The sequence below is a fragment of the Pantoea sp. BJFS-204 genome (assembly GCF_049310725.1).
Lineage (GTDB): Bacteria > Pseudomonadota > Gammaproteobacteria > Enterobacterales > Enterobacteriaceae > Pantoea > Pantoea agglomerans.
The window spans coordinates 196,259-217,625 of record NZ_JBMOWE010000008.1; the positions used below are offsets into that span (position 1 = coordinate 196,259).

At 59.1% G+C, this 21,367-nt stretch carries 17 protein-coding genes and 1 other annotated feature; of the genes, 10 read left to right on the top strand and 7 right to left on the bottom strand.

All coding sequences use genetic code 11. The annotated features are described in order from the left end of the window. Nucleotide 1 precedes the first annotated feature (1 nt). The 3 genes from thrA to ACO6VX_RS19570 all read right to left on the bottom strand — a co-directional run bounded on the left by thrA (nt 2) and on the right by ACO6VX_RS19570 (nt 3,509). The gene (gene thrA / locus ACO6VX_RS19560; RefSeq protein ID WP_010671695.1) at nt 2-2,464 is read right to left on the bottom strand and encodes a bifunctional aspartate kinase/homoserine dehydrogenase I; all 2,463 of its coding nucleotides are present in this window, start codon (nt 2,462-2,464) and stop codon (nt 2-4) included. A gap of 26 nt (nt 2,465-2,490) precedes the next feature. After that, nucleotides 2,491-2,609: a sequence feature (Thr leader region), on the bottom strand. After that, complete coding sequence (thrL, locus tag ACO6VX_RS19565) at nt 2,548-2,616, bottom strand: thr operon leader peptide (RefSeq protein WP_071591720.1); 69 nt, start codon at nt 2,614-2,616, stop codon at nt 2,548-2,550. Its footprint overlaps the feature before it by 62 nt. Nucleotides 2,617-2,804: 188 nt before the next feature. Next, nucleotides 2,805-3,509 carry a tRNA/rRNA methyltransferase gene (locus ACO6VX_RS19570; protein ID WP_010253680.1) on the bottom strand — a complete coding sequence of 235 codons (705 nt, stop codon included), beginning with the start codon at nt 3,507-3,509 and terminating at the stop codon, nt 2,805-2,807. Nucleotides 3,510-4,118: 609 nt separating this feature from the next. On the opposite strand from ACO6VX_RS19570, the gene arcA reads away from it, so the two are divergent. Beyond that, complete coding sequence (gene arcA, locus ACO6VX_RS19575; protein WP_010253677.1) at nt 4,119-4,835, top strand: two-component system response regulator ArcA; 717 nt, start codon at nt 4,119-4,121, stop codon at nt 4,833-4,835. A gap of 71 nt (nt 4,836-4,906) precedes the next feature. Here arcA and creA read toward each other — a convergent pair whose 3' ends face one another. Beyond that, complete coding sequence (gene creA / locus ACO6VX_RS19580; RefSeq protein ID WP_010253671.1) at nt 4,907-5,380, bottom strand: protein CreA; 474 nt, start codon at nt 5,378-5,380, stop codon at nt 4,907-4,909. A 194-nt stretch (nt 5,381-5,574) separates the two neighbouring features. Between creA and robA the strand changes: the two genes are divergently transcribed. Beyond that, nucleotides 5,575-6,456: an MDR efflux pump AcrAB transcriptional activator RobA gene (gene robA / locus ACO6VX_RS19585; protein WP_422458279.1), complete on the top strand. Its 882-nt coding sequence runs from the start codon at nt 5,575-5,577 to the stop codon at nt 6,454-6,456. 42 nt (nt 6,457-6,498) lie between these two features. Here robA and gpmB read toward each other — a convergent pair whose 3' ends face one another. Continuing rightward, a complete protein-coding gene (gene gpmB / locus ACO6VX_RS19590) occupies nt 6,499-7,146 on the bottom strand; it encodes a 2,3-diphosphoglycerate-dependent phosphoglycerate mutase GpmB (RefSeq protein WP_010253664.1) in 648 nt (215 codons plus the stop codon). A gap of 206 nt (nt 7,147-7,352) precedes the next feature. Here gpmB and yjjX point away from each other — a divergent pair, with 206 nt between their 5' ends. Beyond that, a complete protein-coding gene (yjjX, locus tag ACO6VX_RS19595; protein ID WP_422458280.1) occupies nt 7,353-7,871 on the top strand; it encodes an inosine/xanthosine triphosphatase in 519 nt (172 codons plus the stop codon). On the opposite strand, the gene trpR is transcribed toward yjjX, so the two are convergent. Further along, entirely contained in the window at nt 7,872-8,189 is a 318-nt protein-coding gene (gene trpR, locus ACO6VX_RS19600) for a trp operon repressor (RefSeq protein WP_010671698.1), read from the bottom strand. It abuts the gene before it with no gap. 45 nt (nt 8,190-8,234) lie between these two features. Continuing rightward, the gene (gene sltY / locus ACO6VX_RS19605; RefSeq protein ID WP_010253653.1) at nt 8,235-10,154 is read right to left on the bottom strand and encodes a murein transglycosylase; all 1,920 of its coding nucleotides are present in this window, start codon (nt 10,152-10,154) and stop codon (nt 8,235-8,237) included. A gap of 269 nt (nt 10,155-10,423) precedes the next feature. On the opposite strand from sltY, the gene atzF reads away from it, so the two are divergent. The 7 genes from atzF (at nt 10,424) to urtD (ending at nt 21,367) form a co-directional block, all read left to right on the top strand. Next, nucleotides 10,424-12,220 (top strand): allophanate hydrolase, encoded by a 1,797-nt coding sequence (atzF, locus tag ACO6VX_RS19610; protein WP_132499291.1) that lies wholly within the window; start codon nt 10,424-10,426, stop codon nt 12,218-12,220. Nucleotides 12,221-12,222: 2 nt separating this feature from the next. Continuing rightward, nucleotides 12,223-15,840 (top strand): urea carboxylase, encoded by a 3,618-nt coding sequence (uca, locus tag ACO6VX_RS19615; RefSeq protein WP_346555827.1) that lies wholly within the window; start codon nt 12,223-12,225, stop codon nt 15,838-15,840. A 9-nt stretch (nt 15,841-15,849) separates the two neighbouring features. Beyond that, nucleotides 15,850-16,551: a GntR family transcriptional regulator gene (locus ACO6VX_RS19620; RefSeq protein WP_010253646.1), complete on the top strand. Its 702-nt coding sequence runs from the start codon at nt 15,850-15,852 to the stop codon at nt 16,549-16,551. A 28-nt stretch (nt 16,552-16,579) separates the two neighbouring features. Next, nucleotides 16,580-17,848: an urea ABC transporter substrate-binding protein gene (gene urtA, locus ACO6VX_RS19625; protein ID WP_033756912.1), complete on the top strand. Its 1,269-nt coding sequence runs from the start codon at nt 16,580-16,582 to the stop codon at nt 17,846-17,848. A gap of 92 nt (nt 17,849-17,940) precedes the next feature. Further along, nucleotides 17,941-19,506, top strand: coding sequence for an urea ABC transporter permease subunit UrtB (gene urtB / locus ACO6VX_RS19630; protein ID WP_346555828.1), 1,566 nt, complete (start codon nt 17,941-17,943; stop codon nt 19,504-19,506). Beyond that, nucleotides 19,506-20,579, top strand: coding sequence for an urea ABC transporter permease subunit UrtC (urtC, locus tag ACO6VX_RS19635; RefSeq protein ID WP_050680507.1), 1,074 nt, complete (start codon nt 19,506-19,508; stop codon nt 20,577-20,579). The genes urtB and urtC overlap by 1 nt, the downstream gene beginning before the upstream one ends. Further along, nucleotides 20,576-21,367, top strand: a complete 792-nt coding sequence (gene urtD / locus ACO6VX_RS19640; protein ID WP_163763228.1) for an urea ABC transporter ATP-binding protein UrtD — start codon at nt 20,576-20,578, stop codon at nt 21,365-21,367. Before urtC ends, urtD begins: the two co-directional genes overlap by 4 nt.

Sequence of the window (21,367 nt, forward strand, 5' to 3'; positions counted from 1 at the left end):
ATTAAACTCCCAACTTCCATGACAGTGTCCGCAGCAGGTCGGCAAAGACACCGGCCGCTGTGACATCATTTCCTGCACCGTATCCGCGCAGCACCAGCGGAATCGGTTGATAGTAGCGGCTGTAAAACGCCAGCGCATTCTCGCCGTTTTTCACCTTATAGAGTGGATCGTTGCCGTCAACGGCGTCGATCTTCACTTTGCAGATGCCGCCCTCTTCAATCACGCCAACATAGCGCAATACTTTGCCCTCATCCTGCGCCTGCGCAACCCGGGCGGCAAAGGCGTTATCCAGCTCAGGCAGACGCTGCATAAACTGCTCAATGTCCTGGATTTCGGTCAGGCTGGCGGGCAGCAGCGGCTCAATCTCAATGTCGCTCAGCTCCAGCTGATGACCCGCTTCACGGGCCAGGATCAGCAGCTTACGCGCCACATCGGTGCCGGAGAGGTCGTCACGCGGATCGGGCTCGGTAAAGCCCATCTCACGCGCCATCGTTGTCGCCTGCGACAGTGACATTCCGTCATCCAGCTGGCCGAAGATGTAGGACAGCGAGCCAGAGAGGATACCGGAGAAGCGCAGCAGCTCATCACCGGCGTTCATCAGGTTCTGCAGGTTTTCGATCACCGGCAGTCCGGCGCCGACGTTGGTATCATAAAGGAATTTACGCCGCGATTTGGCAGCGGCGGCGCGCATCTGCTGATAGTAATTCCAGGATGAGGTGTTGGCCTTTTTGTTTGGCGTCACCACATGGAAACCTTCGCTGAGAAAATCAGCATACTGATCGGCGACCGCCTGGCTGGAAGTACAATCCACAATCACCGGATTGAGCAGGTGATACTCTTTCACCAGACGGGTCAGACGACCGAGATTGAACGGCTCTTTCGCTTCGCCTAATGCCGCCTGCCAGTTGCTTAAATCGATGCCGTGGACGTGGGTTAACAGCGCACGGGAGTTAGCGATGCCGCAGACGCGCAGGTCGATATGCTTTTTCTTCAGCCACGCCTGCTGGCGATGTAACTGATCCAGCAGCGCGCCGCCGACGCCGCCGACGCCGACCACAAACACTTCGATTACCTGATCGGTGGCGAACAGCATCTGATGCACCACGCGAACCCCGGTGATCACTTCATCATTGTTCACCACCACCGAGATTGAACGCTCGGAGGAGCCCTGAGCAATCGCCACGATATTGATATTGGCGCGCGCCAGCGCCGAGAAGAATTTGGCTGAAATGCCGCGCAGCGTGCGCATGCCATCTCCCACCACTGAAATCACCGCCAGGTTTTCAATGATATCCAGCGGATCCAGCAGGCCATCTTTCAGCTCCAGGTAGAACTCCTCCTCCAGCACCTGACGCGCCCGCGCCAGCTCGCTCTGCGGCACGCAGAAACTGATGCTGTATTCGGAAGAGGATTGGGTGATCAACACCACCGAGATGCCGGTGCGCGACATCGCCGCAAAGACTCTGGCCGCCATCCCGACCATCCCTTTCATGCCAGGACCAGAGACGTTGACCATCGCCATATTATTCAGGTTGGTGATGCCTTTTACCGGGTTCTCATCCTGTTCGCCTTCTGCTCCAATCAGGGTGCCGGGTGCCTGCGGATTGGCCGTGTTTTTGATCAGGCAGGGGATCTGGAACTGAGCAATGGGCGCGATGGTGCGGGGATGCAGCACTTTGGCGCCGAAATAGGAGAGCTCCATCGCCTCCTGATAGGACATCGACTTCAGCAGGCGCGCATCCGGCACCTGACGCGGATCGCAGGTATAGACGCCATCCACATCAGTCCAGATTTCACAGCAGTCGGCGCGCAGACAGGCGGCCAGCACAGCGGCTGAATAGTCTGAACCGTTACGGCCCAGTACGACCAGCTCGCCTCGCTCGTTACCAGCCGTGAAGCCCGCCATCAGGATCATATTCTGCGGCGGAATCTGACTTGCTTCAATGCGGCGGGTTGATTCGGCGATATCGACAGTAGATTCAAGGTAGTGGCCAACCGCCAGCAATTTTTCCACCGGATCGATCACGCTGACCTCATGGCCGCGCGCCTGCAGCAGCGCTTCCATGATCGCAATCGAGAGTTTTTCACCGCGGCAGATAATCGCCGCGTTGACGCTGTCCGGGCACTGTCCCAGCAGGCTGATACCGTGCAGAACCTGCTTCAGCTGCGCAAACTCCAGGTCAACGCGGGTTTTCAGTCGATCGTACTCAAAGCCCGGCTGCGCGTCAGCCAGTCCCTGCAACAGCTCGCTGAAGATGCGTTCGGCGTCGCTGATATTCGGCAAAGCATCCTGACCACTGATGGTTTTTTCAATCATCGCCACCAGATGGTTAGTGATCTTTGCTGGCGCAGAGAGCACGGTTGCAACCTGTCCTTGTTGCGCATTACTTTCCAGAATGTCAGCGACGCGAAGAAACCGCTCCGCATTCGCTACCGAGGTCCCGCCGAATTTCAGCACTCGCATAATATAAACTCTCCTGAATTTAAGCCGAAAAAAAAGCCCGCACTGTTTAGGTGCGGGCTTATTTTCTGTTTTTCCTGTATGCGTCAGCCCGCACCGTTACCTGTGGTAATGGTGGTGGTAATAATTGTGGTGTTCAGGCTGATTTTACGCATTTAGATTTATTTTCTGTCTGTTTTTGTCTGTCCGTCTTGCTTCCAGAAGTAAAGCAAAGCGCACATTAAGTCAACCCGATTTGTCCGGCGGACAGATTTCCACCACTGCGCACAGCCACCGGTGAAAGCGTAAAACGCTGTTCGATCGGTTGCGATGCAGAAATTCCCTGCGATCTGTTGCTGTAAAATCAGCTTTTTGCCGAGGATTTATCTGTGAGTTTTTTTTCAATATCGTGCAGCAGACGATGCAGCATCGCACTGTCGCGCTGTTCCAGCAGCCCCACCCGCTGATCAATCCAGTCTGACAGCTTCTCATCATCACTGACCTCCAGTTGCGCCAGCAGCTGATGGAAACGCTGACGCAGCGCCTGCAACTGCTGCCCATCCGCCGCAGAGGCTTTTGATGCCTCAACCTGATTCAGCTTCGACAGCTGATAGCAGTAGACCATCACCGCCTGTCCGAGATTGAGTGAAGGATAGTCATTCGCCATCGGGATGCCGGTCAGCAGGTCTACAAGCTCCAGCTCCTCGTTGGTCAGCCCGCTATCTTCGCGGCCAAACACCAGCGCCATACTGTTTACCCACTGGCGTTTCTCCAGCAGTTGCGTTTCAACCTGCTCCGGTGTGGCGTAATAACGAAACTTTGCCCGGCTGCGCGCGGTGGTCGCGACCGAAAAATCGATGTCCGCTAACGCGTCGGCCAGGGTTGCAAAGGTCTGAACGTTGTCGAGAATTTCGCCGGCACCATGTGCCACCCGGCGCGCTGCGGGATCCTGCCAGGCGTCACTGGCAACGATGCGCAGCTGGCTGAACCCCATGGTTTTCATGGCACGCGCCGCAGCGCCGATATTTTCTGGCCGCGCGGGCGAGACGAGAATCAGGGGAAAAAGCATATTTATTCCATTGGTCCATTAACATAACGCCATATTAACATGGCTGTTAATGATTCAGTCGCCAGAAGGTAATAAGAAAATCGTGTGTTAACCATGTTAAAACTGGTTAAAAGTGATGGCCTGAATCTTTTTATCCCTGAAACGAGCTTTATTAAAGAAATAATTATTAAACCATTTAACTTCAACGAGATAGAATGTGATTTCCGGCGGGTTTTATTTTAGCCCGACTGCGTAAAAAATGTAACGAAAATGATGCTTTTTGTGAGCTAAACAGGCAATCTGCGAGAAGTTTTTCACAAAAGTGTTAACGTGCTACAATTGCATTTGATATAAGTCAACGAAGCGTTGTTTTTATGCTTATTGGTTGTAGTTGGTGCTGTTAGGTTGCTGTTAATACAGTTAGGATATGCGCCATTATCATTAACGCCCGGGGCATGCAATTTTCATCCTGACTGGCTGAGCTAATACTGTTGTTGACGTTGATAGATGGCTTATCAAAATATGATTTCGTACAACGGTTCAGCGCGGCCCGCCGCTCTCGATGATGGAGAACGCCATACCGCTGTACGCCCTGTTTTCAATTTGTTGGCAAATTTTAGGTAGCTAAACATGCAGACCCCGCACATTCTTATCGTTGAAGACGAACTGGTCACGCGTAATACCCTCAAGAGTATTTTTGAGGCGGAAGGTTATGTGGTGTATGAGGCGACTGATGGTGCTGAAATGCATCAGGTGCTGACCGACAATGACGTTAACCTGGTCATCATGGACATCAACCTGCCCGGTAAAAACGGCCTGTTGCTGGCCCGTGAACTGCGTGAGCAGGCCAATGTCGCCCTGATGTTCCTGACCGGCCGTGACAACGAAGTCGATAAAATTCTTGGTCTGGAAATTGGCGCTGACGACTACATCACCAAACCGTTTAATCCGCGTGAGCTGACTATTCGTGCCCGCAACCTGCTGTCGCGCACCATGAATCTGGCCATGCCAGGCGAAGAGCGTCGTCAGGTAGAGAGCTACAAGTTCAACGGTTGGGAGCTGGATATCAACAGCCGCTCACTGATCAACCCGAACGGCGAGCACTACAAACTGCCACGCAGTGAGTTCCGCGCCATGCTGCACTTCTGCGAAAACCCGGGTAAAATTCAGACCCGTGCCGATCTGCTGAAAAAAATGACCGGCCGCGACCTCAAGCCACACGATCGCACTGTCGATGTCACCATCCGTCGTATTCGTAAGCATTTCGAATCAACGCCGGACACGCCAGAGATCATCGCCACCATTCATGGTGAAGGTTATCGCTTCTGCGGCGACCTGCAGGATTAAGCCACTGTCAGACGCGGCAAATAAAAAACGCCCCTGCGGGCGTTTTTTTTGTCCTTAGTGTGACGGCATAATCAGTGCCACGGCATAATCGGCACGGCGCTGATCGCATTTTTCGGTGAGCCATCAACCACTTTATCGGAATAGGTCAGATAGACCAGGGCGTTGCGCTTTTTGTCGAAGAAGCGTACAACCTGCAGCTTCTTGAAGATCAATGAGGTGCGCTGGCGGAATACCACTTCGCCCTCTGCTTTGCCCTGCGCGATTTTATCACTCAGTTCGACCGGCCCCACCTGCTGACAGGAGATCGCGGCATCAGAGGTATCTTCTGCCAGACCCAGTCCGCCTTTAATACCCCCGGTTTTCGCCCGGCTGATATAACAGGTTACATTTTTAACGTCCGGATCATCGAAAGCCTCAACGACAATCTTGTGGTCAGGCCCGAATATCTTGAATACCGTATCAACAGAGCCAATCTGTTCGGCAAACAGCGGGCTGGAAAAGGTCAGCGTGGTCAGCGCAGCGATCATAAGTCGGAATATTGTCATGGAGTTACCATTGCAAATGGAATAGATGAGAATGTAATGTACTGTTAATCGAGTTAATGACCAAACCAAAACGGGTTGAAGCCCGTACTGATTTAGCACAACCTTCCCCGGAAAACGGCCCACGTCTTTTGAGCAATGAGTGCTAATATTCTTCGAATGCGTTTAGCTGCACCACCAGAGTATGAGGATGTTTTATGGACCAAGCCGGTATCATTCGCGATTTGCTTGTCTGGCTGGAGAGCCATCTGGATCAACCCCTTTCACTGGACAATGTTGCCCAGAAAGCCGGTTACTCTAAATGGCATTTACAGAGGATGTTTAAAGACGTAACCGGACACGCAATAGGTGCCTATATTCGTGCGCGTCGTCTGTCTAAAGCCGCCGTGGCGCTGCGCCTGACCAGCCGCCCGATTCTGGACATCGCACTGCAGTATCGTTTTGATTCACAACAGACTTTTACTCGCGCATTCAAAAAACAGTTTGCTCAGACACCAGCGTGGTATCGCCGCTCTTCCGACTGGAACTCATTCGGTATTCGTCCCCCTATTCGGCTGGACGATGAGACGCAGCCGGAACCGGCATACGTCACCCTGCCGGAGACGGTGCTGGTAGGACAAACCCAGAACTACACCTGTATTCTGGAGCAGATTTCCAGCTACCGCGACGAGATGCGTATGCACTTCTGGAAGCATTTCCTGCTGGAAACCGATACGGTGCCGCCGGTACTGTATGGCCTGCATCAGGTGCGCGCCAGCCAGGACAAAGATGACGAGCAGGAGATTCTCTACACCACGGCGGTGCCTGCTGACAGCGCGGTCAACCTGCACTCCGGGCAGAACGTGATTCTGGAAGCGGGCGACTACGTGCAGTTCACCTATACCGGCCCGCGCGTCAATCTGCAGGAGTTTATCCTGCTGCTCTACGGCACCTGCATGCCGACGCTGGGGCTGACCCGTCGTCAGGGACAGGACATCGAACGCTTTTACACCGATGGCGGTAAAAAACGCGCTGAGCCACCGACCGAGATCCGTTGCGAATATCTGATTCCCATTCGCCGCCAGACCGTAGCCAGCTGACGTTAAGGCTGCCGTCATCGCGACGGCAGCCTTTTAAGTAAATCAGCGTTGAAGCTCGTCGAGTGCAGGCGCATCCAGATGGGAAATATCCCCCGCCGTCTCGACAATCCAGCCTTCTGCCAGCCAGGCGCTCTGCTGATAATCAACACGTGAGAGTGAGCAGTTACGCAGACGCAGACGACGTTCCGCATAGGCAGGCAGACCGAGAATCGTGCTGACCAGCGCCCCCAGCGCCATACCGTGACTGACGAGCAGTGGACGGCTTCCGGCTGGAAGATCAAGACAGGCATTCAGCGCGGCGTGCATGCGCGTCGCCATCTCAGTCATCGACTCCCCTTCAGGAATACGGCCCCCTTCGGTGCCGTTGACCAGCGTGGCGCGCCACTGCTCTTCTTCCGCGGTTAAGCCATCCAGCGGACGCTTCTCCAGCACCCCCATATTCAGCTCACGCAACCGCGGATCAAGCGTGACTGAGCAACCGCAGGCATCCGCAATAATCTCCGCGGTGCGGCGCGTTCGCCCCAGATCGCTGGCAATAATGTGCGTAATGCCCAGATGTTTCACGCGCTCACCCACCTGCCAGGCTTGCTGCTCACCTTTTTCCGTCAGCGGACTGTCGGACTGACCCTGAATGCGACGCTCCGCATTCCATACCGTTTCACCGTGACGAACAAGATAGACCTGTAGCATGTTAGTTTCCGTTATACTGCGACAAAAATCGCTTTAGAGCTTACCCCATCAGGCGTCATTGTTGCAGTCAGTCTGCACACGGAGAGCGCGAAACAACCGGCGCGTACGGAAAGTACGTGAGGATTGTGAGCACTGCCCGGGTTCAGAATGACAAATCAAACAGCCCGATGGACCAGGCGCTTAATCACCTGAGGGTTCAACCAATTATGTACCATGTTGTCGCAGCCACCACCAATCCAGCGAAAATTCATGCGATTGCTCAGGCATTCAACGACGTTTTCGGCGAGGGATCCTGCCATATTGAAGGGGTCGAGGTCGATAGCGGCGTAGCAGCACAACCGTTAACCCATCTCGAAACGCGAACTGGCGCACGTCAGCGCGTGATGAATGCCCGGCAGGTCCGGCCAGAAGCGGCGTTCTGGGTAGCGATTGAGGCGGGCATCGAAGATGACAGCGCGTTTGCCTGGATGGTGGTAGAAAATCAGAAGCAGCGCGGCGAATCGCGCTCGGCCAGTTTCACCCTGCCGCCGGTGGTGCTGGCGGGTCTGCGTGAAGGGCGGGAGCTGGGCGACGAGATGGCGCGGTTAACCGGCATCGAAAATATTAAACACCAGGGTGGCGCTATCGGGGCGTTCACAAACGGCCTGCTCAGCCGCTCCAGTGTCTATCATCAGGCACTGATTCTGGCGCTCTGCTCGTTCATCCATCCGCTTTACCAGCAGTGATCAGGCGCGTCCCAGACGCGCCTCCAGCCAGCGTTTCAGCTCCGGCGGCGCCTCTTTCAGGCTGTTCGAGCCACGTGTAATGGTCGCAATGCCAACGCCGAGCTCATTTTTCAGTTCGCGCTGGCTCATCTCGCCGTTCATTAACTCTTCGATAATCCGCAGACGGGTGCCGAACGCTTCCCGCTCGTCGGGCGTCATCATCAGTTGCATCAGTGGCAGCGCATGACCATCAGCAAAGGCCTGCTGCATCAGCACGACAAAGCGTTGCCAGCTATCTTGTGCCGGATGCGCATCGGTGGGGGAATCAGAATGGGTCATGAAGAGGCTTCCGTACTCGCTAAAGAGTACGGAAGCTTAGCACAGCTAGTAACGGCGATTCCACTCAGCATCTGACAGGATCTTGTCAGGCTTGCCCATGAAGTGACGATAGTAAGCGTCGTACGCCAGCACATTCTTCACATAGCCGCGCGTTTCAGAGAACGGGATGGTCTCGATAAACGCGACGGCATCAAGATTGCCCGCACTGGTTTTCTGCCAGCTTCGCACCCGGCCCGGCCCGGCATTGTAGGCCGCCGAGGCGAAAATCCGGTTCTGATTGAACTGCTGATAGACATATTCCAGATACTGGGTGCCGATCTGAATATTGGTTTCCGGATCGAGCAGCTGGCTGGTGTTGCTGTAGCCAGGGATGTTATACATCTTCACGGTATGCGCCGCCGTGGCAGGCATAATCTGCATCAGACCGCTGGCGCCGACCGGTGAACGCGCTTTCGGATTCCAGGCGCTCTCCTGACGCGAAATCGCCATCGCATAGCTCGGCGGGATCTGCTTCACCGCGGTATTGCGCTCATAGACGCTCTGCCACGCCAGCGGGAAACGCTCTTTCAGGCTGTCCCACATTTTGGCAGTGATGGTCGCCTGCACGCTGAGATCCCACCAGTCCTGCTCATTGGCGTAGCGCGCCAGCATCTGCTGCTGCGTGTGCGTACGGCTGCCGATCAGATTGCTCCACTCGCTGCGCGCCAGGTTATCCAGTCCCCAGTACATCAGCTCGCGAACGCGGGCCAGCTCCGGTCCCTGCACCGTGGCACTGTCAGGCTTCGGCGCTTCATCCACCTGCAACGGGTAGTCAACGCCCAGCCGCTGCGCGGCCACCATTGGATAGAAGCCACGCGCCTGCATCAGTTTGCGCAGGATCTCTTCCGCTTCCTCTTTACGATCTTTCTCAAACAGCAGATCGGCCTGCCAGTACTGCCACTCATCTTTCTCTTTGGCTTCCAGCGGCAGACGGGCGATCCAGGTGTTGAGGCCGCGTCGGTCATGCTGAGAGAGTGCCAGTCGTACCCGGCGTTCTACCAGCGCGGTAGACTCGCTGTTCATCACCACCGCATCGCGCCAGCGTGCCTGCTCAGAGGTGAGATCGCTGCCCATCATGCGCCAGACCACAATCTCCTTCAGCGCCTGCTCATCCTCCGGCCCCATCTTCTGCGCCCGGACCAGGATCGGAATCAGGCTGCGGGCATTTTCCATGTCCTGCCGCGCCACACGCGTAAAGGCGTAAATCGTCGCCTGGCGGGTAAAGTCGGTTGGCCCGACGGCGCTGGCGAAGGTGCTGACCGTTAACGGGTCCTGCTGCAGGGCCTGTATCGCGTCAGACATGGTCTGATAGTCAGTTGGCAACGTTTTCGCCAGATAGCTCACCAGGCTGTCGTTGCCTGCTTTCATCGCCAGCCGGATACGCTCCAGGATCGTAATTGGCGAAATCTGACCGGACGCCTGCCAGACCGAAAAGAGCTTATCGCAGTCCGCGGGCAGCGCCGTGCCACGCAGCCAGATCTGCTTCGCGCCGTCAAACGCGGCCTGCTGCTGACCGGTGGCCCATTTGGCGTAATACCAGTTACAGCGTGCCTGCACCGGCTTAGGTTCGGTCGGACTGAAGTTCAGCACACCCTGCCAGTCCTGTCGGTAAGCCAGCACATTAATAAAGCGGGTGCTGAGCGAACGCGCGGGTGGCAACGTAGGATACTGGCGAATAAAGTTCTGTACCGCCAGGGTGGTCTCCTGATCGAGATCCTGTGCCAGCAGGCGATATTGCAGATAAGGATAGAGCGGATAATCCTGTAGCGTGGGCAACAGCTGATCCACGGTGGCCATCTGATTGCTGTCCCAGGCCTGTTTAATTTGTTGATAACGTTGCCGTTGTTGATCAAGCGAATCGGCCCATGCGCTGCTGGCCGTGCCGGCCATGCAGATCCCTATCATCCAGTTACGCCACTTCACCACGTAAATCTCCTCTGTTGCTGGGGCCGGCGAGTTGCCAGACAGTCTTCATGCTAACCAGGCCACCGGACTCTTGCCATGTTCTTCACAAAATTTACGCACACGAAAGGTAAACGCACCGTCATCGCTCAGCGTGCGCGCCGTAATTGTGCAAATTATCATCAGAAAATCTTATCACTGAACGCATTAAACTGTTGAATCATTGCGTTAAAAAAGTGGCACAGCCTTTGCTCTGTTGAATTCCATCTTGTATACCAGCTGGAATTCTTCGTATGACTTCAACCTTTGGCCTGACGCTTCACGCCTGGCAGCAGCGTTATCAGCAGGCGCCGCAACAGATTACGTCACTGCTGAGCGCCCACCTGGCGGCTCTCGACACGCACGATAATGCCTGGATCTATCTGGCGACACCGGAGCAGTTAGCGGCTCAGATTGAGCCACTGCTGGCGCACTATCAGCGCGATCCCGGATCGCTGCCGCTGTTTGGTGTTCCCTTCGCCGTCAAAGACAACATTGATGTGGCGGGCTGGCCGACCAGCGCCGCCTGCCCCGCCTTTACCTATACCGCCAGCGAAGACGCGGTAGCGGTCGCCCGCCTGAAAGCCGCCGGCGCGATAGTCATCGGCAAAACCAACCTCGATCAGTTCGCTACCGGCCTGGTGGGCACTCGCTCCCCGTTTGGCGCGGTCAGTAACACCTTTGATGCCGATTACGTCAGTGGCGGCTCCAGCTCCGGCTCTGCGTCGGTGCTGGCACGCGGGCTGGTCGCCTTTTCACTGGGCACCGATACAGCGGGATCGGGCCGCGTTCCGGCGGGCTTTAACAATATTGTCGGACTGAAGCCGACCAAGGGCTGGTTCTCTGCACGCGGCGTGGTGCCCGCCTGCCGCCTCAACGACACGATTTCCGTGTTTGCGCTGACGGCAGAAGATGCCTTTAGCGTCGCCAGCGTCATGGGTGGCTATGATGCCGGTGACGCCTATTCGCGCATTAATCCGCGCACCGCCCCGGCCAGCCTGCCCGTTCATCCCCATTTTGCGGTACCTTTGAACCCGGAGTTTTTTGATGATGCCGCCGCCGAAGCCGCCTGGGACCAGGCGCTGGAGGCGTTGCAGGCGGGTGGCGTGACGCTACACCCTATCGACTTCACCCCGTTCAGGAAGCTGGCTGAACAGCTCTACTACGGTGCCTGGGTCGCCGAACGCACGGCGGCGGTGGGCGGGATGCTCGATCGCCCGGCGGAGATGGATCCGGTGGTACACGAGATTATCGCCAGTGGCCTGAAATACAGCGCAGTCGATGCCTATAAGGCGGAGTATCTGCGGGCCGAACTGACGCGTCAGATTCAGCAGACGCTGGCACAGTTTGACGCGCTGGTGGTGCCGACCTCGCCCACGATTCATACCCTGGAGGAGATGAAGCAGGAGCCGATTCACTTCAACTCGCAGTTCGGCACCTATACCAACTTTACCAACCTTGCCGACCTCGCCGCGCTGGCGCTGCCCGCACCGTTTCGCAATGACGATCTCCCGGCAGGCATTACGCTGATTGCGCCCGCCTGGCACGATCGGGCGCTGGCTGAGTTTGGCATTCGCTGGCAGCAGCAGCTTGCTCTGCCACTGGGCGCGACCGGCCAGCCCTGCCCTGCCTGGCGCACCAGCCTGCCCGCCTCCGCCGACCATGTCCGGCTGGCGGTGGTGGGCGCGCATCTCACCGGAATGCCGCTTAATTTTCAGCTCACCGATCGCCATGCCGTCTGGGTGGAAGAGACGAAGACCGCGCCACACTATCGCCTGTTTGCCCTGCTGGAGGGCGCGATCAAAAAACCCGGCCTGATGCGTGACGAACAGGGCGCCGCTATCACCGTGGAGCTGTGGGATATCCCGCTGGCGCGCTTTGGTGAGTTTGTGGCGGAGATTCCCGCACCGCTGGGCATCGGCAGCCTGACGCTGGCGGATGGCCGGGTGGTGAAAGGCTTTATCTGCGAAGGTGCGGCGCTGAACAACGCGCTGGAGATTACTGAGACGGGCGGCTGGCGCAACTGGCTGGCATCACAGGGGAGTCACTGATCATGTTCACCACCGTACTGATTGCCAACCGCGGCGAAATCGCCTGCCGCGCCATTCGGACGCTGAAGCGCCTTGGCGTCAAAAGTGTCGCGGTCTATTCAGATACTGACCGCAACGCGCAGCACGTTAAGCAGGCGGATATCGCTATCGCGCTGGGCGGCGATAAAGCCAGCGACAGCTATCTGCGCATCGACAAAATTCTGGCGGCGGCTCAGCAGAGCGGCGCCCAGGCTATCTGGCCGGGCTACGGTTTTCTTTCAGAAAGCCAGCCGTTTGCCGAAGCCTGTGAAGCGGCAGGGATCGCCTTTGTCGGCCCCACCGCGCAGCAGATTGGTGAGTTCGGCCTTAAGCACCGTGCCCGTGAGCTGGCAGCCAGTGCAGGTGTACCAATGACGCCCGGCACACCGCTGCTTGCGTCGCTGGAGGAGGCGATGCAGGCGGCCGATAAGATCGGCTATCCGGTGATGCTGAAAAGCACGGCGGGCGGCGGCGGCATTGGCCTGACGCGCTGCGCCGACGCCGGAGCGCTCGCCAGCGCCTGGGAGAGCGTACGCCGTCTTGGCGAGCAGTTCTTCAGTGATGCGGGCGTGTTTCTGGAGCGCTGCATCGATCGCGCCCGCCACGTAGAAGTGCAGATTTTTGGTGACGGTAACGGCACTGTGGTCGCGCTGGGTGAACGCGACTGCTCACTGCAGCGCCGCAATCAGAAGGTGGTGGAAGAGACGCCCGCGCCCGGTCTGTCTCCGGCGACGCGTGACGCCCTGCTCGCCTCGGCGGTGCGGCTCGGCGAGCGGGTGAACTACCGCAGCGCAGGCACCGTGGAGTATATCTACGACGTCGACCAGCAGGCCTTTTACTTTCTGGAAGTGAACACCCGCCTGCAGGTGGAGCATCCGGTCACTGAGTGCGTCACCGGACTCGATCTGGTGGAGTGCATGTTGCAGGTGGCGGCGGGCGATGCGGTTGACTGGTCACGTCTGCAGCAGGCGCCGCAGGGCGCCGCCATTGAAGTGCGGCTCTATGCGGAAGATCCACTCAAGAACTTTCAGCCCAGCCCCGGCCTGCTAACCGGCGTAACTTTCCCTGACGGCGTGCGGGTCGACAGCGGCATCGAAACCGGCAGCGAGGTCTCCAGCTTCTACGATCCGATGATCGCCAAACTGATCGTGCATGCCGACACCCGCGATGCGGCGCTGGAAAAACTTCGCCATGCGCTGGATGCCACTCAGCTGCACGGCATCGCCACCAACCTCGACTATCTGCGCCAGATTACCGCCAGCGACGCGTTTCGCAGCGGCAACGTCTGGACGCGCTACCTCGACAGCGTGGTGCCTGCCTCCTCCGTGGTGGAAGTGCTGCAACCCGGCACCTTCAGTTCGGTTCAGGACTATCCAGGCCGCCTCGGCTACTGGGATATCGGCGTGCCGCCTTCCGGCCCGATGGATGACTTCGCTTTCCGGCTGGCTAACCGCATCGTCGGTAATCATGACGCGGCGGCGGGGCTGGAATTTACCCTGCAGGGGCCGACGCTGCGTTTCCACTGTGATGCCATCGTGGCGCTGACCGGTGCTGACTGCGACGCCACGCTGGAGGGCGAACCGGTCAGCACCTGGCAGCCGCTGGCGGTGAAAGCGGGAGAGACTCTGGTGCTGGGACGCGCCCGGACGGGCTGCCGCAGCTATCTGGCCTTACGTAACGGCTTCGACGTGCCGGAGTATCTGGGCAGCCGCAGCACCTTTTCGCTGGGCCAGTTTGGCGGTCACGCCGGACGCACCCTGCGGGTTGCCGATATGCTGGCGATCTCCCAGCCTGATCGGGCAGCCTGCACCACGCCTGCCCCGGTCAGCGATCCGCAGCCGCTCGATGCGGCGCTGATTCCGCACTACGGCAGCGAGTGGCGCATCGGCGTGCTCTACGGCCCGCACGGCGCACCGGACTTCTTCACCCAGGCCGCCATCGATGCGTTCTTTGCCAGTGACTGGCAGGTGCACTACAACTCCAACCGCCTCGGCGTGCGGCTGGTCGGCCCGAAACCGACCTGGACCCGCGCCAACGGCGGCGAAGCGGGCCTGCATCCCTCCAACGTTCACGACTGTGAATATGCCATTGGCGCGGTCAATTTCACCGGCGACTTCCCGGTGATCCTGACGCACGACGGCCCAAGCCTCGGCGGCTTTGTCTGTCCGGTGACCATCGCCAAAGCCGAGCTGTGGAAAGTGGGCCAGGTTAAACCTGGCGACACCATCCGCTTCCACCCCATCACCGCAGACGATGCGCTGGCGCGGGAAAAAGCGCAGATGCATCTGATTGAGACATTGCGGCCTGAGCATCCGCCCACATTTGCCGTGCCGTCACTGGCCGAAACTGCCCACGGTTCCGCCACGATTCTGGCCGCTCTGGAGGCCACCGCCGGCACGCCAAAAGTGGTCTATCGCCAGGCGGGCGACAAATATGTGCTGATTGAGTATGGCGACAACGTGCTGGATCTGGCGCTGCGTCTGCGTGTCCATCTGCTGATGAATGCGCTGACGGCGCAGGCGGAGCCTGGCGTAGAGGAGCTGTCGCCTGGCGTGCGTTCGCTGCAGGTGCGCTACGACAGCCGCATCATTCACCAGTCCCGGCTGATGTCGCTGCTGCTGGCGCTGGAAGCGACGCTGGGCGACGTCAGCACGCTGAAAGTGCCCTCCCGCGTGGTGTGGATGCCGATGGCATTTGAAGACAGCGCCACGCTGGGCGCCGTCAGCCGCTATCAGGAGACGGTGCGCGCCAGCGCCCCCTGGCTGCCCAACAACGTGGACTTTATCCAGCGGATTAACGGCTTAAGCAGCCGCGATGAGGTGCGCGATACCCTGTTCAACGCCAGCTATCTGGTGCTGGGGCTGGGCGACGTCTACCTTGGCGCGCCCTGTGCCGTTCCGATCGATCCGCGCCATCGCCTGCTGAGTTCCAAATACAGTCCGGCGCGCACCTTCACCGCCGAAGGTACCGTAGGGATCGGCGGCATGTACATGTGCATCTACGGCATGGATTCGCCCGGTGGCTATCAGCTGGTGGGCCGCACGCTGCCCATCTGGAACACCTTCCTGAAAAATCCGCAGTTCGCTACCGATGCGCCGTGGCTGCTGCGCTTCTTCGATCAGGTGCGCTTCTATCCGGTGAGTGAAACCGAACTGACCCAGCTGCGCGAAGATTTCCGCGAAGGCCGCGCCAGCCTGCGTATTGAAGAGACTCAGTTTGATTTTGCCGCCCACCAGCAGTTCCTCGCCAACCACGCCGCTGAAATTGCAGCGTTCCGCCAGCGCCAGGCCGCCGCCTTTGAACAGGAAGTGCAGCTATGGGCGCAGGAAGAGCAGAACGCGCCGCCGGAGGATGAAACGCGCGCCAGCGTCAGCGAAGAGGAGGAGAACGGGCTGGCGGTGCAGGCGGATCTCAATGGCAACATCTGGAAAGTGCTGGTGCAGCCGGGCGACGAGGTCAGCGCCGGGCAGACGCTGATTATCGTAGAGGCGATGAAGATGGAGCTGGCGATTGTCGCCCCGCAGGCCGGTCGTGTGACGCGGATTGCCTGCCAGGCGGGCCGTCCGGTCAGTCCTGGCGATAACCTGCTGTGGCTGGAATAAGGAGCGGTAATGACAACGCAACCCCACTCCCCTAAAGCCCGCCCGGAAGCGCTGGCGGAACGGGTTTATCAGGCGCTGAAGGACGATATCTTCGCCTTTCGCCTGATGCCCGGCGATCGCTTCAGCGAAAGCGAAATCGCCGGACGGATGGCGGTCAGCCGCACCCCGGTCCGTCAGGCGCTGTTCCGGCTGGAACGCGAAGGCTTTGTCGACGTCTGGTTTCGCAGCGGCTGGCAGATTAAGAACTTCGATTTCGCCTGGTTCGAATCGCTGTATGACCTGCGCACCGTGCTGGAGTGCGAGGCGGTCAAACGCCTCTGCGCCCTGCCCGCGCCGCAGTGTGCCGCGCTGTTAAACGAACTGAACCAGTTCTGGTGCGAGGCGGAGGCGCTTACAGAGGGCCTGGTAGTGTCGCAGCATGACGAAGCGTTTCACATGACGCTGGTGGCGGCAGCGGGTAACCCGGAGATGGCACGCATTCACGCCGAACTCACCGAGAAGATCCGCATTATCCGCCGGCTCGACTTCACTCGTGACGATCGCATCTGTGCCACTTATCAGGAACATGCACAGATTTTACAGGCGATTTTTCAGCAGCAGACCGCCGGGGCGCAACGCATCCTGACCGATCACATCGCCGTGAGTAAGGCGGAGGTCAGAAAGATCACGCTGCACCGCCTTCAGCAGGCCCGGCTCCAGCTCACCGAATAACACAACAACTACTCAGGGGTTTCAGATGATGAAAAGACGTTCGTTGATCAAGGCTTTCGCCCTCTCCGCCACCGTTGTCAGCATGGGGTTCGCCTGGAGTGTGCAGGCGGCTGACACCATCAAAGTGGGGATCATGCATTCGCTCTCCGGCACCATGGCGATTTCGGAAACGCCGCTGAAGGATGTGGCGCTGATGACCATTGATGAGATCAACGCCAAAGGGGGCGTGCTGGGGAAAAAGCTGGAGCCGGTGGTGGTCGATCCCGCCTCTAACTGGCCGCTGTTTGCCGAGAAGGCGCGGCAGCTGCTGACTCAGGATAAGGCGGCGGTGGTGTTTGGCTGCTGGACCTCGGTGTCGCGCAAATCGGTGCTGCCGGTGTTTGAAGAGCTGAACGGCCTGCTGTTCTACCCGGTGCAGTATGAAGGGGAAGAGATGTCACCCAACGTCTTCTATACCGGCGCTGCGCCTAACCAGCAGGCGATTCCGGCCGTGGAGTATCTGATGAGCGAAGATGGCGGCAGCGCGAAACGCTTCTTCCTGCTTGGCACCGACTATGTCTATCCGCGCACCACCAACAAGATCCTGCGCGCCTTCCTGCACAGCAAAGGCGTGGCGGATAAAGATATCGAAGAGGTCTACACGCCGTTTGGTTACAGCGACTACCAGACCATTGTCTCCAACATCAAAAAGTTTGCGGCTGGCGGCAAAACGGCCGTGGTTTCCACGATCAACGGCGACTCCAACGTGCCGTTCTACAAAGAGCTGGCGAACCAGGGGATCAAAGCCACTGACATTCCGGTGGTCGCCTTCTCGGTGGGCGAAGAGGAGCTGCGCGGCATCGATACCAAACCGCTGGTGGGTCAGTTAGCCGCCTGGAACTATTTCGAGTCTATTGATAATCCGACCAACGCGAAGTTTGTCGCCGACTACCGCGCATATGCCAAAGCACATAACCTGCCGAACGCCGCCACCGTCGTCACCAACGACCCGATGGAAGCGACCTATGTTGGCATTCATATGTGGGCGCAGGCGGTGGAAAAAGCGGGCACCACGGATGTGGACAAAGTGCGGGCGGCGATGGCCGGTCAGACCTTTAAAGCGCCGGATGGCTTTACCCTGACCATGGATCAGACCAACCATCATCTGCATAAGCCGGTCATGATTGGCGAAGTGGAAGAGAACGGCCAGTTCAGCGTGGTGTGGCAGACCGATCAGCCGGTACGCGCGCAGCCGTGGAGCCCGTACATTGCCGGTAACGACAAAAAACCCGATCACCCGGTGAAGACCGCGCAGTAATCGCGCGTTGCTGATAGATACGCAGCGTCACCCGCTGTGAAGCGGCAGCACGGCACCCCGCCGTGCTGCCCTCCCCTGACGAGGCTCCTTTTATGAATCTATGTCGCTGCTTTTTCAGCCTGCTGCTGCTGATGCCGCTGTTGGCCAGTGCCGGACCGGCGGCTGACTTTGCCGCTGCCAGCCGCAGTCAGCAGGCCACGCTGCTGCAACAGTGGGCCGCCGCACCGGACAGCCATCGCCTGCCGCTGCTGGAAGCGCTGCATGCCGAAACGGTAGTCATCGACCCGAATAAACAGCCGTTCAGCCAGCAGGGATCCACGCTGCAGCCGCTGGATGCGGTGGCGCAGCCCACGGGCAACCTGAAAAAGCTGTTTATGAACAATCGCCTGCGCGTGCTGGTTAACAACGCGCTGGCCGCCCACCAGCTTGTCAGCACTGATACGGCCCTGCGTCTGCGTGCAGCGCAGCAGCTGCAAAGTGAGGGCGTTGCCGACCAGCTGCCGCTGCTGGAGCAGCGTTTTGCCGCCGAGCAGGACAGCCGGGTCCATGCCGCACTGGCGCTGGCGCTGGCGAACCTGCAACTGGCAGATGGCGAGCCGATGGTGCGCCTGCGGGCGGTAAAACTGCTGGGTGAGTCCAGCGATCCCAATACGCAGGCCAGCCTGCAACGCCTGACCCAGACCGCGAATGAGCCGGATGCCACGGTGCGGGCCGCCGCGGCGGAAAGTCTGCAACAGATTCAGAAACGGCTGATGTGGGGCGATCTGCTGGGGCAGGCCTTCAGCGGCCTGTCGCTGGGTTCCATCCTGCTGCTGGCCGCGCTGGGCCTGGCGATCACCTATGGCCTGCTCGGGGTGATCAACATGGCGCACGGTGAAATGCTGATGCTCGGCGCTTACGCCACCTGGTGGGTACAGAGCCTGTTTCAGCAGTTTGCGCCGCACTATTTAGCCTGGTATCCGCTGCTGGCGCTGCCGGTCGCCTTTCTGGTCACCGCCGCCATCGGCATGGCGCTGGAACGCACGGTGATCCGCCATCTCTATGGCCGTCCGCTGGAAACGCTGCTCGCCACCTGGGGGATCAGCCTGATGCTGATCCAGCTGGTGCGGGTGCTGTTCGGGGCGCAAAACCTGGAGGTGGCGAATCCGGCGTGGCTCTCCGGCGGCTTACAGCTGCTGCCCAATCTGGTGCTGCCGTGGAACCGCATCGCGGTGATCCTGTTTGTGGTGTTTGTGCTGGCGCTCACCTGGTTGCTGCTGAACCGGACCCGCCTTGGCATGAACGTGCGCGCCGTGACCCAGAACCGCGCCATGGCGGATTGCTGCGGCGTGCCGACTGGTCGCGTCGATATGCTGGCGTTTGGACTCGGCTCGGGGATTGCCGGACTGGGCGGCGTGGCGCTGTCGCAGCTCGGTAACGTCGGGCCGGAGCTGGGCCAGGGCTACATTATCGACTCTTTCCTGGTAGTGGTGCTGGGTGGCGTCGGTCAGCTGGCGGGCACCGTGGTTGCCGCGTTCAGCCTGGGCATTCTCAACAAAGTGCTGGAGCCGCAGATTGGCGCCGTGCTGGGCAAGATCCTGATTCTGGTGATTATCGTGCTGTTTATTCAGAAACGTCCGCAGGGGCTATTTGCGGTAAAAGGAAGGGTGACTGACTGATGACGCAACCCATCACGCTTCGCGTGGCGCGCACCGCGCCGCGCCTGACCATCAGCATTGGCCTGGCGATTACCGTAGCGCTCCTGGTGATGCCGTTTCTGGCGCTGCTGCCCGCCACGCATCCGCTGGCGATCTCCACCTATACCCTGACGCTGGTCGGCAAAATCCTCTGCTACGCGGTGGTCGCGGTGGCGCTGGATCTGGTGTGGGGCTACGCCGGACTGCTGTCGCTGGGCCACGGCATCTTTTTCGCCCTGGGTGGATATGCCATGGGCATGTATCTGATGCGCCAGGCCGCAGGCGAGGGTTTACCCGCCTTTATGTCCTTTCTCTCCTGGCGGGAACTGCCCTGGTTCTGGACCGGCACCGACTATTTCGTCTGGGCGCTCTGCCTGAGCATGCTGGTGCCGGGCCTGCTGGCGCTGATTTTTGGCTTTTTTGCCTTTCGCTCGAAGATCAAAGGCGTCTACTTCTCCATCATGACCCAGGCGCTGACCTACGCCGGGATGCTGCTGTTCTTCCGTAACGAAACCGGTTTTGGCGGCAACAATGGCTTTACCGGCTTTACCACCCTGCTCGGCTTTTCGGTGACGGCAACCCCCACCCGTATCGGGCTGTTTATCGCCACGGTGCTGCTGCTGCTGCTGAGCCTGGCGATCGGCTTCGCCCTGGCGCGCAGCAAATTTGGCCGGGTGCTGACTGCGGTGCGGGATGCGGAGAACCGCCTGATGTTCTGTGGTTACGACCCGCGCGGTTTCAAGCTGTTTGTCTGGACGCTCTCCGCCGTGCTGTGCGGCCTGGCCGGGGCGCTCTATGTGCCGCAGGTCGGCATTATCAATCCGGGTGAGATGTCACCGGCCAACTCGATTGAAGCGGCAATCTGGGTGGCGCTGGGCGGACGCGGCACGCTGATAGGCCCGCTGCTGGGCGCGGCGATTGTGAACGGCGCACGCAGCTTCTTCACCGTCGCCTTTCCCGAATACTGGCTCTTTTTCCTGGGGCTGATGTTTATCCTGGTCACGCTGTTTCTGCCGCACGGCGTGATTGGCCTGCTGCGCCGGAGGAAAAAATGAGTGATGTCCTGTTTACCCAAACTCAGCTGGCGGATCGCCATCGGGTGCAGCGCGATCCGGTGCTGCAACTGGAGAAGATCAGCGTGTCGTTTGAAGGCTTCCGGGCGCTGACCGATCTTTCGCTGCAGATCGGCGTCGGGGAACTGCGCTGCGTGATCGGCCCCAACGGCGCGGGCAAAACCACGCTGATGGATGTGATCACCGGCAAAACCCGGCCCGATGCCGGCCAGGTGATCTACGACCAGGACAGCGATCTGACCCGTCTCTCACCGGTTGAGATCGCCCGCGCCGGGATCGGCCGCAAGTTCCAGAAGCCCACGGTGTTTGAGGCGTTAACCGTGTTCGAAAATCTGGAGATCGCGCTTAAAGCCGATAAATCGGTCTGGGCCAGCCTGCGCGCCCGCCTCAGCGGCGAACAGCGTGACCGCATTGATGAGGTGCTGAAACTGCTGCGGCTGGGCGGCGAACGCCAGCGTCGCGCGGGCCTGCTGTCGCATGGCCAGAAGCAGTTTCTGGAGATCGGCATGCTGCTGGTGCAGGAGCCGCATCTGCTGCTGCTGGATGAACCGGCCGCGGGTATGACCGACGCCGAAACGGACTATACCGCCGAGCTGTTCCGCAGCCTGGCGGGCAAGCATTCGCTGATGGTGGTGGAGCACGATATGGGCTTTGTCGAAACCATTGCCGACCACGTGACGGTGCTGCATCAGGGTCAGGTACTGGCCGAGGGTTCGCTGCGCGACGTGCAGGCCAACGAGCAGGTTATCGACGTTTATCTGGGGCGCTGA

Excerpts from the sequence above, each read along its gene's own strand:
- thrA (WP_010671695.1), bottom strand. The coding sequence starts at position 2,464 with ATGCGAGTGCTGAAATTCGGCGGGACCTCGGTAGCGAATGCGGAGCGG.
- ACO6VX_RS19570 (WP_010253680.1), bottom strand. The coding sequence starts at position 3,509 with ATGCTTTTTCCCCTGATTCTCGTCTCGCCCGCGCGGCCAGAAAATATC.
- arcA (WP_010253677.1), top strand. The coding sequence starts at position 4,119 with ATGCAGACCCCGCACATTCTTATCGTTGAAGACGAACTGGTCACGCGT.
- creA (WP_010253671.1), bottom strand. The coding sequence starts at position 5,380 with ATGACAATATTCCGACTTATGATCGCTGCGCTGACCACGCTGACCTTT.
- robA (WP_422458279.1), top strand. The coding sequence starts at position 5,575 with ATGGACCAAGCCGGTATCATTCGCGATTTGCTTGTCTGGCTGGAGAGC.
- gpmB (WP_010253664.1), bottom strand. The coding sequence starts at position 7,146 with ATGCTACAGGTCTATCTTGTTCGTCACGGTGAAACGGTATGGAATGCG.
- yjjX (WP_422458280.1), top strand. The coding sequence starts at position 7,353 with ATGTACCATGTTGTCGCAGCCACCACCAATCCAGCGAAAATTCATGCG.
- trpR (WP_010671698.1), bottom strand. The coding sequence starts at position 8,189 with ATGACCCATTCTGATTCCCCCACCGATGCGCATCCGGCACAAGATAGC.
- atzF (WP_132499291.1), top strand. The coding sequence starts at position 10,424 with ATGACTTCAACCTTTGGCCTGACGCTTCACGCCTGGCAGCAGCGTTAT.
- uca (WP_346555827.1), top strand. The coding sequence starts at position 12,223 with ATGTTCACCACCGTACTGATTGCCAACCGCGGCGAAATCGCCTGCCGC.
- ACO6VX_RS19620 (WP_010253646.1), top strand. The coding sequence starts at position 15,850 with ATGACAACGCAACCCCACTCCCCTAAAGCCCGCCCGGAAGCGCTGGCG.
- urtA (WP_033756912.1), top strand. The coding sequence starts at position 16,580 with ATGAAAAGACGTTCGTTGATCAAGGCTTTCGCCCTCTCCGCCACCGTT.
- urtB (WP_346555828.1), top strand. The coding sequence starts at position 17,941 with ATGAATCTATGTCGCTGCTTTTTCAGCCTGCTGCTGCTGATGCCGCTG.
- urtC (WP_050680507.1), top strand. The coding sequence starts at position 19,506 with ATGACGCAACCCATCACGCTTCGCGTGGCGCGCACCGCGCCGCGCCTG.
- urtD (WP_163763228.1), top strand. The coding sequence starts at position 20,576 with ATGAGTGATGTCCTGTTTACCCAAACTCAGCTGGCGGATCGCCATCGG.